This is a genomic window from Haloferax sp. Atlit-12N, assembly GCF_003383095.1.
Taxonomy (GTDB): Archaea; Halobacteriota; Halobacteria; order Halobacteriales; family Haloferacaceae; genus Haloferax.
On record NZ_PSYW01000002.1, the window covers coordinates 174,349 to 186,546 of the forward strand.

The 12,198-nt window shown below is 68.8% G+C and carries 11 protein-coding genes; 3 read left to right on the forward strand and 8 right to left on the reverse strand.

The window, feature by feature from the left end:
- Positions 1-202 precede the first annotated feature (202 nt).
- Together tmcA and C5B90_RS20800 are read left to right on the forward strand one after the other, a co-directional pair.
- Positions 203-2,467, forward strand: coding sequence for a tRNA(Met) cytidine acetyltransferase TmcA (tmcA, locus tag C5B90_RS09145; protein ID WP_115880904.1), 2,265 nt, complete (start codon positions 203-205; stop codon positions 2,465-2,467).
- Positions 2,468-2,545: 78 nt separating this feature from the next.
- Positions 2,546-2,710 carry a hypothetical protein gene (locus C5B90_RS20800; protein WP_199517469.1) on the forward strand — a complete coding sequence of 55 codons (165 nt, stop codon included), beginning with the start codon at positions 2,546-2,548 and terminating at the stop codon, positions 2,708-2,710.
- Positions 2,711-2,839: 129 nt separating this feature from the next.
- Here the strand turns inward: C5B90_RS20800 and C5B90_RS09150 are convergent, their stop codons facing one another.
- From C5B90_RS09150 to C5B90_RS09175, 6 genes are all read right to left on the reverse strand, one after another.
- Positions 2,840-3,574, reverse strand: coding sequence for a GNAT family N-acetyltransferase (locus tag C5B90_RS09150; protein ID WP_115880906.1), 735 nt, complete (start codon positions 3,572-3,574; stop codon positions 2,840-2,842).
- 97 nt (positions 3,575-3,671) lie between these two features.
- Positions 3,672-4,112: a hypothetical protein gene (locus C5B90_RS09155; RefSeq protein WP_115880908.1), complete on the reverse strand. Its 441-nt coding sequence runs from the start codon at positions 4,110-4,112 to the stop codon at positions 3,672-3,674.
- Positions 4,113-4,125: 13 nt separating this feature from the next.
- Positions 4,126-5,790: an FAD-dependent monooxygenase gene (locus C5B90_RS09160; protein ID WP_115880910.1), complete on the reverse strand. Its 1,665-nt coding sequence runs from the start codon at positions 5,788-5,790 to the stop codon at positions 4,126-4,128.
- Positions 5,787-7,514, reverse strand: a complete 1,728-nt coding sequence (locus C5B90_RS09165) for an electron transfer flavoprotein subunit alpha/FixB family protein (RefSeq protein ID WP_115880912.1) — start codon at positions 7,512-7,514, stop codon at positions 5,787-5,789. Before C5B90_RS09165 ends, C5B90_RS09160 begins: the two co-directional genes overlap by 4 nt.
- 2 nt (positions 7,515-7,516) lie before the next feature.
- Positions 7,517-8,398 carry an electron transfer flavoprotein subunit beta/FixA family protein gene (locus C5B90_RS09170; protein WP_115880914.1) on the reverse strand — a complete coding sequence of 294 codons (882 nt, stop codon included), beginning with the start codon at positions 8,396-8,398 and terminating at the stop codon, positions 7,517-7,519.
- A gap of 129 nt (positions 8,399-8,527) precedes the next feature.
- Positions 8,528-8,857, reverse strand: a complete 330-nt coding sequence (locus C5B90_RS09175) for a ferredoxin family protein (RefSeq protein ID WP_004974610.1) — start codon at positions 8,855-8,857, stop codon at positions 8,528-8,530.
- Positions 8,858-9,024: 167 nt separating this feature from the next.
- Between C5B90_RS09175 and C5B90_RS09180 the strand changes: the two genes are divergently transcribed.
- Positions 9,025-9,504 carry a DUF456 domain-containing protein gene (locus C5B90_RS09180; RefSeq protein WP_115880916.1) on the forward strand — a complete coding sequence of 160 codons (480 nt, stop codon included), beginning with the start codon at positions 9,025-9,027 and terminating at the stop codon, positions 9,502-9,504.
- 47 nt (positions 9,505-9,551) lie between these two features.
- Here C5B90_RS09180 and C5B90_RS09185 read toward each other — a convergent pair whose 3' ends face one another.
- Entirely contained in the window at positions 9,552-10,211 is a 660-nt protein-coding gene (locus C5B90_RS09185; RefSeq protein WP_115880918.1) for a cyclase family protein, read from the reverse strand.
- A 66-nt stretch (positions 10,212-10,277) separates the two neighbouring features.
- Entirely contained in the window at positions 10,278-12,035 is a 1,758-nt protein-coding gene (locus tag C5B90_RS09190; RefSeq protein ID WP_115880920.1) for a glutamate--tRNA ligase, read from the reverse strand.
- Between the last annotated feature and the right edge of the window lie 163 nt (positions 12,036-12,198).

Here is a 12,198-nt window from a genome sequence, read left to right on the forward strand (position 1 = left end):
CGGCGTGCGACGCGTCCGCACGACCCGCGAATCGCCCGATTTCTCGCCGATCACAACGCCCCGAACCACCGTGTCGATTGCTCACATAACTCACATTCGGCGGAGTGTGACGCCCCACCAAAACCACCGCTGTGCCGACCGAATTGCTGGTCGCTCGCACCCGACCGAAGGAAGTGAATAGCCGCGCCGGCGTATCCATCCCATGACCAGACTCGGCGACGACCCCGACGTCGAGGCGCTCGCCGCCGCCCGCCGCGAGGAGGCGATGGCGACGAACCAGCGACGCCTCCTCGTCCTCGCCGGCGACCGGGACGCCGGCATCGACGCCGCCTTCGACGCGGTCCGCGGAGCCGACGTGCCCGACGACGAGGTGACGTTCGTCACCGCCCGGGAGGGCTTTCGCTTCCACCGCGTCGAACCGAAGCGCGCCTCGTCGCTCCTCGGGACGACCCGGACGCTCGTCGTCCTCGACGCCCACGAGGAGTTCTCGGCGAACGCGCTCGGCCGCGTCGCCGGCGCGGTCGACGGCGGCGGCCTGCTCGTTTTGCTCACCCCCTCTCTCGACGAGTGGGCGGTCCGCCGCGACTCCTTCGACGAGCGACTGGCCGTCCCGCCGTTTTCCATCGGCGACGTAACCGGTCGCTTCCGCGGCCGACTCGTCTCGACGCTCCGGGACCACCCCGGCGTCGCCCTCGTGGATCTCGATTCGGGAACCGTCGAACGCGACGGCGCGTACCGACAGGGAATCAGCTTCGACGCCGCCCCGCCGCGGGTGCCGAGAGAGAAAGACCGCCGGTTCCCGCGTCGCGCCTACGAGGACTGTCTCACCGCCGACCAGTCCGACGCGCTCGCTGCCCTCGAAGCGCTGTCCGAACCGGGAACCGCCGTCGTCGTGGAGGCCGACCGCGGCCGCGGGAAGTCGAGCGCCGCGGGCCTCGCCGCCGGAAGTCTCGCGGCCGAGGGCAAGGACGTGGTCGTGACCGCGCCCGGGAAGCGAAACGCCGCCGAGGTGTTCGCCCGCGCCGAGCGACTCCTCTCCGAACTTGGCGCGCTCCGTGAGGGCGGCGCGGACGACTTCGATATCTTGTCCGAACGCGGCGGTCGGGTCCGGTACGTCCCGCCGACAGAAGCCGGCGATGCAGCGGCCGACGCCGACGCGCTCGTCGTGGACGAGGCGGCCGCCCTTCCCGTCAGGCTCCTCGAATCGTTCCTCGCCGCGCCCGCGGTCGCTTTCTGTACGACCGTCCGCGGCTACGAGGGCGCGGGTCGCGGCTTCGCCGTCCGCTTCCGCGACCGCCTCGACGACGCGGACCGCGAGGTGACCGACGCGCGCCTCGACGACCCGATTCGCTACGCCGCCGGCGACCCCGTCGAGTCGTGGACGTTCCGCGCGCTCCTCCTCGACGCTCGGCCGCCGGTCGACCAGCTCGTCACGGACGCGACGCCGGAGTCAACGTCCTACCGGGCGCTTTCGCCCGATGACCTCCTGGCGGACGAGCACCTGCTCCGCGAGGCGTTCGGCCTGCTCGTCCTCGCGCACTACCGGACCGAACCGGACGACCTCGCTCGCCTCCTCGACGCCCCGAACCTGACGCTTCGGGCGCTCACCCACGAGGGACGCGTCGTCTCGGTCGCGCTCCTCGCGCGCGAGGGTGGCCTCGACGCCGACACCCGCCAGCACATGTACGACGGCGGCCGCATCCGCGGGAACATGCTCCCCGACGTGTTCACGAGCCAACTCCGCGACGAGGACGCGGGCGTCCCCGTGGGCTACCGCGTGATGCGCATCGCCACCCACCACGCGGTCCGGTCGTCTGGTCTCGGCTCACGGCTCCTCTCGGAGATACGCGACGAGTTCGCGGACGACGCGGACTACCTCGGCGTCGGCTTCGGCGCGACACCCGAACTCCTCTCGTTCTGGCGTGACAACGGCTACGGCACGGTCCACCTTTCGACCACCAGAAACGACACCAGCGGCGAGTACTCGGCGCTCATGATGCACCCCCTGTCGCCCGCCGGCCGCGACCTCCGCGACCGCCACGCGGCGTGGTTCCGCGGCCGCGTTAGCGACGTGCTCGGCGACGCCCTCTCGGACCTCGACGCCGACGTGGCGCGGGCCGCCCTCGCCGCCGTCGACACCGCCGCCGAACCCGACCTCTCCGAATACGAGTGGCGCGTCATCGTGGGCGCGTCCTACGGGCCGGGGCTCTACACGACCGCGCCCGGCGCGTTCCGGCGACTCGGCCTCGCGCACCTCACGAACCCCGAGCGGGCCTCGCTCACGCCCCGAGAGGAGCGACTGCTGGTCCGCAAGGTCCTCCAGACGCGGCCGTGGAGCGTCGTCGCCGACGAACTCGACTTCCACTCGACCGCGGGGGCCATGCGCGCGCTCGGCGACGCCTACGAACCGCTCGTGGACGAGTACGGCACCGACGCGGCCCACGAGGAACGCGAGCGATTCCGGTGACACCCGCCCAAGGAGCGGCCGCATCTCAGTCGCTTGCCCGCCGACACACCGATAGTCGTCGGAGCCGACGCTCTCCGTATGGCCGAGTGTAGCGAACCCGACTGCGAGAACGTCGCGGCGGTCAGGCTCTACGTTCCGTGGGACGCCGACAGGGACGTCTGTACGGCCCACGCGAGGGCGCTCGTCCAGCAGGACGGCGTCGTCGCCGAACCCCTCGATGGGGCCGAAGACGACTGGGCGTAAGTCAGCCGGTCGCAGTGCGGCTGGTCGTAGTGCGGCCGGCCGCGGGCTGAGCAGTCACAGGTCGATGCGTCGCTGTCGGGGAGCGACGACGCGCAGAAAATCAGGGTCGGCGGCTGGTCGAGGCGGCGCTCACCGGAGCGTGACGGCCATCATCACTTCGTCGACGTAGTCACCGTCTATCTTGTAGTGAGCGTCGCGGACGGCTTCGGTCTCCCAGCCGTGGCCTTCGAGGAACGCGATTGCCTCCTCGTTGGTCGCCGGAACGCTGTTGTAGAGTTTCTCGAAGCCGCGCTCCCGAGCCCAGTCGACGCCGCGGTCGAGGAGTTTGCTCCCGATGCCGTGGCCGCGGAATTCCGGTCGCGTGCCGACTGTCAGGACGGCGGTGTGGCTCAGTTTCTCCGCCTCGGGCAGGTCGAGGTGGACCCAGCCGGCGAGTTCGTCGCCGACGGTGGCGACGAACACCATCCGGGAACTGACCTCGTTGTGTCGGAGGACGACCTCCTCGTGGTCGAGTAGGTCGGCGACCGTCTCGGCCTCGATGTACCGGCCCTCGTCCGCGACCTCGTGGATGGCGTCGACGAGGCTCTCCAAGTCGACGTTCTGGGCCATCCGAATCGTCACGTCGAGGTCGCCGAGTTCCACCGTCTCCTCCTCGCCGGGCGCGTAGGCCACCTCCACGTGGTTGCCGACCTTTCGGATGTAGCCGTCCCGCCGCAGGACGGTCAGGTGCGCCCCCAGCGCCGCCGGCTCGAAGTTGAGCGCTCGCCGTACCTCGTCCTCGCGGACGGTCCCGTGGCGCTCGATGTACTCGTAGATGTCCTTGCGGTCTTTGTGTCCGAAGTTGAGACTGTCAGTTACTTCCATGGTACACAATCACACTCATGATTTATAATTGTTGTTCGTGCCGGACCCGACGACAGTCGGTGGAGCCGACGGGTGAATCGGGGCTCGTGCGCCGCCCTCAGCGCCTCTCGGGGACGCAGGTCAGCAGTTGGGCGGTGTCGAGCACGTCGTGGGTCCGCAGCAGGACTTCGGCGGCCTCGCGGACCGTGAAGTCCGCGTCGAGGTCGACGCCGTAACACTGGGCGTACATGGTGAGCCAGTCGTTCATCGCCCGGTGGAGCAGTTCGAACTCCTCGCCGGTAAACGAGACCTGCCGGTCGCCCGTCCGCGCGCTGACGTAGAGCGACACCGCCGGGCCGACGCCGTCGCGGGCGCATTCGAGCGCGCGCTGGTCCGCGGCCGACGGCGGCGGCGGGTCGAACGACTCCCGGGCCTCTCGGGCCTCGGCGGCGAGGGCTCTGGCACGCTCCCCGAATCGAACGTCTTCGGGGTGGCGCTCCTCGGCACCGCGACCGTCGGCGACGGGGCGGGACTCCGATTGGGTCACGTCGCGACTCATTGGCTCACCTCGGTCACCCCCACTTGAACTCGACGCCCTTGTCGCCGCGCGGGTGGGTCCATTCGGTGTCGGCGACGACGGCGCAGGTGCCGCACTCGACGCAGGGCTGGGTGTCGAGGCTGACGACGCGCTCCTCCGAGCCGTTGGTCCGGACGACCTCCTCGCGGTAACAGCCGCCGCCGAAGTCGACCGCGGAGACGGGGCAGGCCGCCACCGCGGCCCCGCTCGCCTCGTAGGACTCGTCGCGGAGCGTGATGTGCGGGCTGCCGATGTCGGTGTCGTAGGTCAGCCCGCCGATGCGGGCTTCGAGGTCCGGCGGCGTCACCGAACTCTCGTCGCGCACTCGCGTTCCCAACTCCTCGGCGATGACCGTCGGGAGCGTGACGTAGGGCGTCCGCGTGTCCGGCATCAGCGCCGACAGCGTCGGGACGTTGTAGAGGCGTTCGAGCCGTCCGGAAAGCGCGCGGACGCCGGCGCGCCCGACCGCCGAGGTGAGTACGATATCGACCACGTCGGTCACGCCGTCATCCTCGGCGACGCCGCGGAGCAGTTCGTAGCCGCGGGGGCGGAGCTTCTTCATCACGCCCTCGCTCCGGAGTTTGCGGGCGTAGCGGGTCCCAGCCTTCTCCGGTTCGTTGCGCGACTTGGCCTGCGCGTACGACTCCGCGGCGAGCGCGCCGGCGGTGACGGCGTGGTTCATGCCCTTGATGATGGGCCCCTGTGCCTGCATCTGGCCGGCCGCGTCGCCGACGAGGAGCAGGCGGCCGAAGTGCGGTTCGCGCAGGGCGACCTTCTTGGAGTCGGGCACGAGTTTCGCGCTGTACTCCAGTTCGGTGTAGTCGTCGCCGAGCCACTGCGCGAGCAGCGGATGGGTCAAGAGCCCGTCCAGTAGCTCGTGGGGCTCCGCCTGCTCCGCGACGAGGCTGTCGAGATGGAACACCGTCCCGAGCGACAGCGTGTCGCGGTTCGTGTAGAGGAAGCCGCCGCCGCGGACGCCCTCGAACAGGTCGCCCGAGAACAGGTGCGCCGCCCCCTCGTCTTCCGCCACGTCGAACCGGTCGGCGATGGCGTCTTCCGGCATGTCGACGACGGCCTTGACGCCCTGGAACCACTCGTCGGGCTCGTCCCAGTCCATCAGGCCCGCGTCGCGAGCGAGTTCGGAGTTCACCCCGTCGGCCGCGACGATGATATCGGCGGTTATCGGGTCGAGTTCGTCCAGCGTGACGCCGACGATGCGGCCCTCCTCGCGGAGCAGGCCGTTGACGTGGACGCCCGTCAGGAGGCCGCCGCCGGTCTCGCGGGTCCGCTCGTGGACGCGGTCTTCGAGCCACGAGTCCATCTTCCGCCGGAGAACGGAGTCGGACCACTCGGTGTCGTGTTCGTGGAGGTCCGTGAGGTCGAACGACTCGACCTTGTCGCCGGCGATGTTGTGGATGCGGTACTTCGTGATGGGCCGCTCGGCGGCCGCCTCGCGGAACCCCGGAAAGAGGTCGTCGATGGTGTACGGCGCGGACTCCTCGGCGTAGATGAGCCCGCCCGAGACGTTCTTCGACCCGGCCTCGACGCCGCGTTCGAGGACGAGCGTCTCGATGCCGTAGTTGGCGAACGTCGCGGCCGCCGCCGCCCCACCGGGACCCGCCCCGACGACCAGCGCCTCGTAGTGTTCGTAGTCGCTCATTGCGACTCACCCCGGTCGTCCGCGGCCGCGCCATCGTCGGGCGTTCCGGTCGGTTCGGTTCCCCCGTCGCTGGCGACCGCCGCCTCGAACCGGCCCTCCTTGAGCGCCGTCGTCAGCCTCGGCAGCACCTCGAACAGGTCGCCCTCGATGAAGTAGTCCGAGAAGTCGCGGATACGGGCGTCGGGGTCGGTGTTGACCGCGACGATGGTGTCCGACTCGTCCATGCCGACCTTGTGCTGGACCGCGCCGGAGATGCCCGCCGCGATGTAGAGTTTCGGCGCGACGACCTGCCCCGTCTCGCCTATCTGTCTGTCCTCGTGGGTGTACTGCTCGACGTGGCCGTCGAAGTTGAACGACCCCGTGACGATGCCGCGGGTGACGCCCACCTCGGCGTCCTCGAACTGGCCGGCGAGGTCCAAGGCGAGTTCGATACCCTTCGTCGGGTCGTCGCCGATGCCGCGGCCGACCGCGACGATGACGTCGTGGCCGGTCAGGTCGATACCCTCGTCCAACTGGTCGAAGTCCGTGACGGTGACGCGGAACCAGTCGTCGTCGAGCGGGGCGTCGTGTTCGACGACGAGTCCCTCACGGTCGGCGTCGGGTTCGGGCAGGTCGAAGCTCCCCGGGATGACCGACGCGCCCTGCGGGTGGAACTCCCGCGTCGGGTTGTCGATACAGAGGATGGTCGAGTATTCGAAGCCGGAGAAGTCCGGGCGCTTCATGTGCAGGACGCGCTGGAACTCCTTTTTCTCGCCCGCGACGCCGGTCTTGACCGGGTTCGAGATGACCTCTTCCGTGATGTAGAGCCCAGAGCAGTCGCTGGCGAGGCCGGAGTCGAGTTCGGCCTGCACGAGCGCCGAGAGGTCCCGGCCGTTGTTCGTCGCCGGGAACAGCACGTACCGCGGCTTGTCGTAGTCGCGCCACGGCTCGTCGCGGCCGTCCGTGACCTCGAAGTTCTCGTGGGTCGCCCCCGCGCGGGCCATGTCGCAGAATATCTCGGTGTACGGCTTGTGCTGGAAGCGTTCGAGCCGGGCGTCCTCGCGGACGACGACCACGTCCGCGCCGTAGGCGATGACGTCCTCGACGTGCTTCGACACGTCGGAGCCGATGAGGACTGCGACGACCCGCTCGTCGGTCGTGTAGTCGTCGTTGTAGGTGTCCATCAGTTCACGGGCCTTGCCCAGCATCTCTTTGGACACGTCCACGAGTTCGCCCGCCTGCGTCTCGCAGTAGACCCACATGTCGCGGTAGGTACCCCCGTGGAGCGACCGGACGTGTCGCTTGTCGCGGGTCGGGTGGTCGAGGTCCGGGTGACGCTCCTCGGGCGGCCGTTCGTCCACCTCGACTTCCGTGTCTTCCTCGTCGCTTCCCTTCACGGAGTCGATGCGGTTTCTGATGAGCCGCTTCACCGGGTCGCGGTCCTCGCCGGTCTCCTCGCGTTCGAGGAGCGATTCGAGGTCCGAGACCTCCTCGACGCTCTGGAGGGCGTTCCCGACCTCTGCAGTGCTCATCGACGCGAGGTCCATCCCGTCGGCATCGGCCGGCTCGTCGTCGTTCTCGGAGAACTTCTCGATGCGGCTCTCGATGAGCGCGACGGCCGGCGCGCGGTTCTGCCCGCGGTGTTCGGCCTGTAGAATCTCCTCTAACTCGCCGAGGTCGTCGATGTCCTTGATGGCCGGACCGAGCTCCGAAATCTCGTAGTCGCCGGGGTCGAAGTCGGTCACGCTCAGTCACCCCCCGCGGCCGCGGCGTCGCCGGCGTCGTCGCCCACCGCCGACTGCATCGCGGTCAGCACGTCCTGCATGGCTCCCGTGTCGTCCGGGTCGACCATCGTCGCCTCCCGCTCCGCCGGGGCCTTCGGAATCGGGTCGACCGACGAGACGATGGTCGGCGAGCCGTCGAGGCCGATGTAGTCCGGGTCGACGTTGATGTCGGCGTGGTCCCGCACCGTCAGGTGCTCCTCGTAGTTCTCGGCGCGCGCTCGGGTCTCCTCGCGCAGGTCCTTTAGCGTCAGCCGCTCGCCCGCCGTCCGATACGACGGCTCGAACTCGGGGTCCGCGACGACGAACGCCGGAAGCTCCGTCTCGACGGTCTCTATCTCCTCGATGTCGCCTTCGACCAGTCGCTTGGCGCGCAGCGTCCCCGCCTCCTCGTCGATGTCGAGGGAGATGACGTGCGTGACGAGCGGCATGTCGAGACACCAGTTCGTCTGCGGGCCGGTGTGGCCCGTCTCCCCGTCTGCGGTCTTGAACCCGGCGAACACCACGTCCGGTTCGCCGAGCGTCTCGATGCCCGCGCTGAGCGTGATGGCCGTCGCCCACGTGTCGGCGGCCGCCATCTCGCGGTCCGAGACGAGGTGGAGGTCGTCGGCGTACACCGTCTCCATCGCCTCCTGTAACACCTCCTTGTACCCCGGCGGCCCCATGCTCATCACGCTCACTCGCCCGCCGTGTCGAACCCGCGTCTGGAGCGCCGCCTCCAGCGCAAAGCGGTCGTTCGGATTCATTACTGTGGGCGTCTTCCCCCGTTCGAGGTGCCCGTCCTCGTCAAACGATACCTGGCCCTCCCGGAAGTCGGGCACGCCTTTGGTAAGTACCACCATGTGCATTGAGAACACTCTCCCGTTAATGCTAGCTCATATTCATAATAATCTTTTGTGCTAGGTGGCCGGAATGTCCGCGCCGCTCACGGGGTCGCTGTCGGCGTCCTCGCCCGCAAAAAATCGGGGTTTCTTCCCTCAGATGCGTCCCGCTCGCCCGGGGTCGACGTCGATGGCGTCGACCGGGCAGACGTCGACACAGAGCATGCAGTCGATACACTGGTCTTCGTGGGTCGGTTCGGCCTTGATGTCGGACTCCGGGTGCCCCGGGGTGTCGACCCACGTGAACACGTCTACGGGGCAGTCCTCCAGACACGCCCCGTCGGCGAGACAGATGTCGAAGTCCACCGCGACGTGCGTGCCGTGGATGCCGTGTTTCTCCGGCGGGTCGACCGGTCCCCAGACGGCCACGCCGTTTTCCTCTCCGACCTTCTCCCTGTTTGTCTCGAACTGCGGGTCGATAGCCATGACTCTTAGTGACATATTCCGGTAGAGGCAATAAACTATCCCCCGAACGGGCGGAAATCAGGCGACGCGACGCGCGAATCGGTTCCTCGACCCGCGCCGCGGCGGGGACGAGGCCACACAGCGCCCACTCGGTGGGGTGAATAGCCCCCGGCCCGAACCACCCCGATATGGACGTGTTCCTCTGGGTCGCGCTCGCCCTCTTGGTCCTCGGCGTCGTCGGGAGCGTCCTTCCGCTGCTCCCCGGCGCGCTCCTCTCCGTGCTCGGCGTGGTCATCTACTGGGTATCGACCGGCTTTGCGGACCCCGGGCCCATCGCGTTCGTCGGGCTCACTCTCGTCGGTCTCGTCGCGCTCGTCACCGACTACGCCGGCGGGATGGTCGCCGCGCGGTTCGGCGGCGCATCGACCCGAACGTCGATTGTCGCCGGGGTCGCCGGCTTCCTGCTCATGTTCCTCATCGGCCCGCTCGGCATCTTCGTCGGCGTCGCTGGCACGGTCTTCGCCCTCGAATACCTCGAACACCAGGACGCGGAAGAGAGCGGTCGGCGCGCGCTCGTCGCCACCGTCGGCGTCCTCGCCACCGCGGCGGTGCAGGCGCTGCTGACGTTCTCGATGCTCGTCGGGTTCGTCCTCACCGTGGTGGTCTAAGGCCCGCCGTTCCACCCGGACCCGCGGTCGGCCGCGCCGCGGCCGAACTACTGCTCGTCTCGACGCCGAATCAGCCCCGTCTCCGCGTCGGCGACGACCCGAGCGGGCGCGCCATCGGCGTCCACCCGAAGCGGCATGACGTACAGGTCGAACGTCCGGTCGGTCGGGAGCGCGTCCAACCCGCAGAGGTTCTCGACGACGAGCAGTCCCGCCCCGAGAATCGCGTGGTGCGCCGGGACGCCGTCGCCGCCGGTCGGGTCCGGACTGAGCGCGTCGATGCCGACCGAGAGCCCCCGTTCTGCACAGGCCCGTGCCGTCTCGGGCGCGAGCGCCGGGTGGTCGGGCATGCGCTCCGTCCCCCACTCGTCCTCCCAGCCGGTTCGGAACACGAGGAAATCCACGCGGGGTTCGAGATGTTCCGGAATCGCGTCCGGCCCGATTCGACCGCGGGGCCCCACGTCTCGGCAGTCGGCGACCCGAGCGGTGAACCGGAGGTCATCGACTGGGAAGTTGTCGAGGGTCGCGCCATCCGGTTCGGTGTGTGCGGGCGCATCGACGTGCGTTCCGGCGTGCGTGCCGAGTTCGAGCCGCGAGACGCGGTAGCCGTCGGTCTCGAAGTCGGCGTGCGACTCGACGGCGACAGGCGGGTCGCCGGGGTACGTCGGCATCCCGCTTTCGACGCGACGGGTGAGGTCGAGGAGGGTCATACCACCCCCTACGCGGCGGTGGGTAAAACGAGTATTTGTGTCGAGAGCGGGTTTCGGTCGCTCGACTTACTTGTGCGCGAAGTAGACGACCGTCTCGTCGTCGCCGCGGTCGTCCACGCGGACGAAGCCGACGCGCTCGAACTGGACGAGTTCGTCCTCGGGTACGTCGCCGAAGTCGGGTTCAGCGACGCCCGTCACGTCGCCGTCCATGGTACGCATGCGGACCGAGACGCCGTCGGTCGGTGCCCAGTGAATCACGGCCACGTCGCCCTCGCGGACCACGTCGAGGTCGTCGCCGGTGGCGACGAGCGAGTCGCCCTCGCGCCGGACCGCGCCGAAGCCCTTCAGCCAGACGCGCTCGCCCTCGGCGGGCACGTCGCCCGACTCGAGGAGCACGCTGTCGCCGACCGGGATGTCGCGGGTGCCGCGCTCCTCGAAGCTCGGGTGGAGCGGCGGGTGGGCGCTGTCGGGGCCGCCCTCGACGGCGAACTCCTCACACGGGCCAGACACAGTCTGGCTGTTCGCCGAGGTTCCCTCGGCGACGTCCCGAACGAGGAAGTAGCGGTCCGTGTCGTCGTCGACGAGGTCGCGGTTGTTCGCGTAGACCGTCGACATCGAGAGGTCGACGTTCGAGGTGGAGGTTCCGAGGCCGACCATCGCGTCCACGATGGCCTGCCCGCGGATGCCGCGGCGGCGGAGGCTCTTGATTGTCGGCACGCGCGGGTCGTCCCAGCCCTCGACCTCGCCCGCGTCGATGAGTTCCTTGATGCTCGACGTGGACATCTTCACGTCGTAGGCGTCGACCTGCACGTGACCCCAGTGGACGACTTCGGGGTAGTCCCAGCCGAAGTAGTCGTAGACGAACTGCTGGCGCTTCGCGGAGTCCTGCAGGTCGATGCCGCGGATGATGTGGGTGACGCCCGTGAGGTGGTCGTCGACGCCGGACTGGAAGTCGAGCATCGGCCACGCGCGGTAGTCAGCCGCCTCCTCGCGGGGGTGCGGCGTGTCTATCATGCGGAAGGCGACCCAGTCGCGCAGCGCGGGGTTCTTGTGTTCGATGTCGGTCTTGACGCGGAGGACCATCTCGCCCGAACTGTACTCGCCTGCGACCATGTCCTCGAACTCCTCGCGGGTCGTCTCGGGGTCCTTGTCGCGGTGCGGACACGGCTTCCCGTCGTTCTTCAGGTTCGAGAACGCCTCGCCCGAACACGAACAGGTGTACGCGCCGCCCATCTCGATGAGTTCGCGGGCGTGGTCGTAGTACGTCTCCACTCGGTCGGAGGCGCGAATCACGTCGTCGGGCTCGAACCCGAGGTAGTCGATGTCGTCGAGGATGGCGTCGTACGCCGTCAGGTCCGGTCGCTTCGTCTCCGGGTCGGTGTCGTCGAATCGGACGATAAAGGAGCCGTCGTACATCTCCTTGTACGTCCCGATGACCGCGGGCATGCGGGCGTGGCCGAGGTGCCACGGGCCGTTGGGGTTCGGGGCGGCGCGCATGCGGACCTCGTCGTAGTCCTCGGCGTTCGGGAGGTCGGGGAGCAGCGACTCGTCCGCTTCCTCCTCGGCTTCCATCTCGGCGAGTTCCTCGGGTGCGAGGTCTTCGAGTCGGTCGCGCTTTTCGCCCGCCGACAGCTGGTTGACCTCGGCGACGACGGGGCCGATGAGCCCCGGTATCTCGCCGCCGTGCTGGCGGAAGTCGGGATTCTCGCCCATCAGCGGGCCCATAATCGCGCCCACGTCGGCGTCGCTGTCGTGTTTGACCGCGTTGAGAAGCGCGTGCTTCTCGGCCTCTCGCTCGATGCGCTCTCGAAGCTCGTCGTCCATTACCGTTGGCTTCCGCGGCGCGCCTAAAAACAGGCCCGGATTGCGGGGAAGGGTCCTCGCGCGGGCAGGGGTACGTGAAATGTTAGCACTTCAGAGTAAATATGAGTTACGGCGAGACTCGGGGACGGAACGACCGAAGAAGTGAACCTCGCGGCCGCGGTTC

Excerpts from the sequence above, each read along its gene's own strand:
- C5B90_RS09160 (WP_115880910.1), bottom strand. The coding sequence starts at position 5,790 with ATGAGCGACTACGAACACTACGAGGCGCTGGTCGTCGGGGCGGGTCCC.
- C5B90_RS09190 (WP_115880920.1), bottom strand. The coding sequence starts at position 12,035 with ATGGACGACGAGCTTCGAGAGCGCATCGAGCGAGAGGCCGAGAAGCAC.
- C5B90_RS09155 (WP_115880908.1), bottom strand. The coding sequence starts at position 4,112 with ATGAGTCGCGACGTGACCCAATCGGAGTCCCGCCCCGTCGCCGACGGT.
- C5B90_RS20800 (WP_199517469.1), top strand. The coding sequence starts at position 2,546 with ATGGCCGAGTGTAGCGAACCCGACTGCGAGAACGTCGCGGCGGTCAGG.
- C5B90_RS09170 (WP_115880914.1), bottom strand. The coding sequence starts at position 8,398 with ATGCACATGGTGGTACTTACCAAAGGCGTGCCCGACTTCCGGGAGGGC.
- C5B90_RS09180 (WP_115880916.1), top strand. The coding sequence starts at position 9,025 with ATGGACGTGTTCCTCTGGGTCGCGCTCGCCCTCTTGGTCCTCGGCGTC.
- C5B90_RS09185 (WP_115880918.1), bottom strand. The coding sequence starts at position 10,211 with ATGACCCTCCTCGACCTCACCCGTCGCGTCGAAAGCGGGATGCCGACG.
- tmcA (WP_115880904.1), top strand. The coding sequence starts at position 203 with ATGACCAGACTCGGCGACGACCCCGACGTCGAGGCGCTCGCCGCCGCC.
- C5B90_RS09175 (WP_004974610.1), bottom strand. The coding sequence starts at position 8,857 with ATGGCTATCGACCCGCAGTTCGAGACAAACAGGGAGAAGGTCGGAGAG.
- C5B90_RS09150 (WP_115880906.1), bottom strand. The coding sequence starts at position 3,574 with ATGGAAGTAACTGACAGTCTCAACTTCGGACACAAAGACCGCAAGGAC.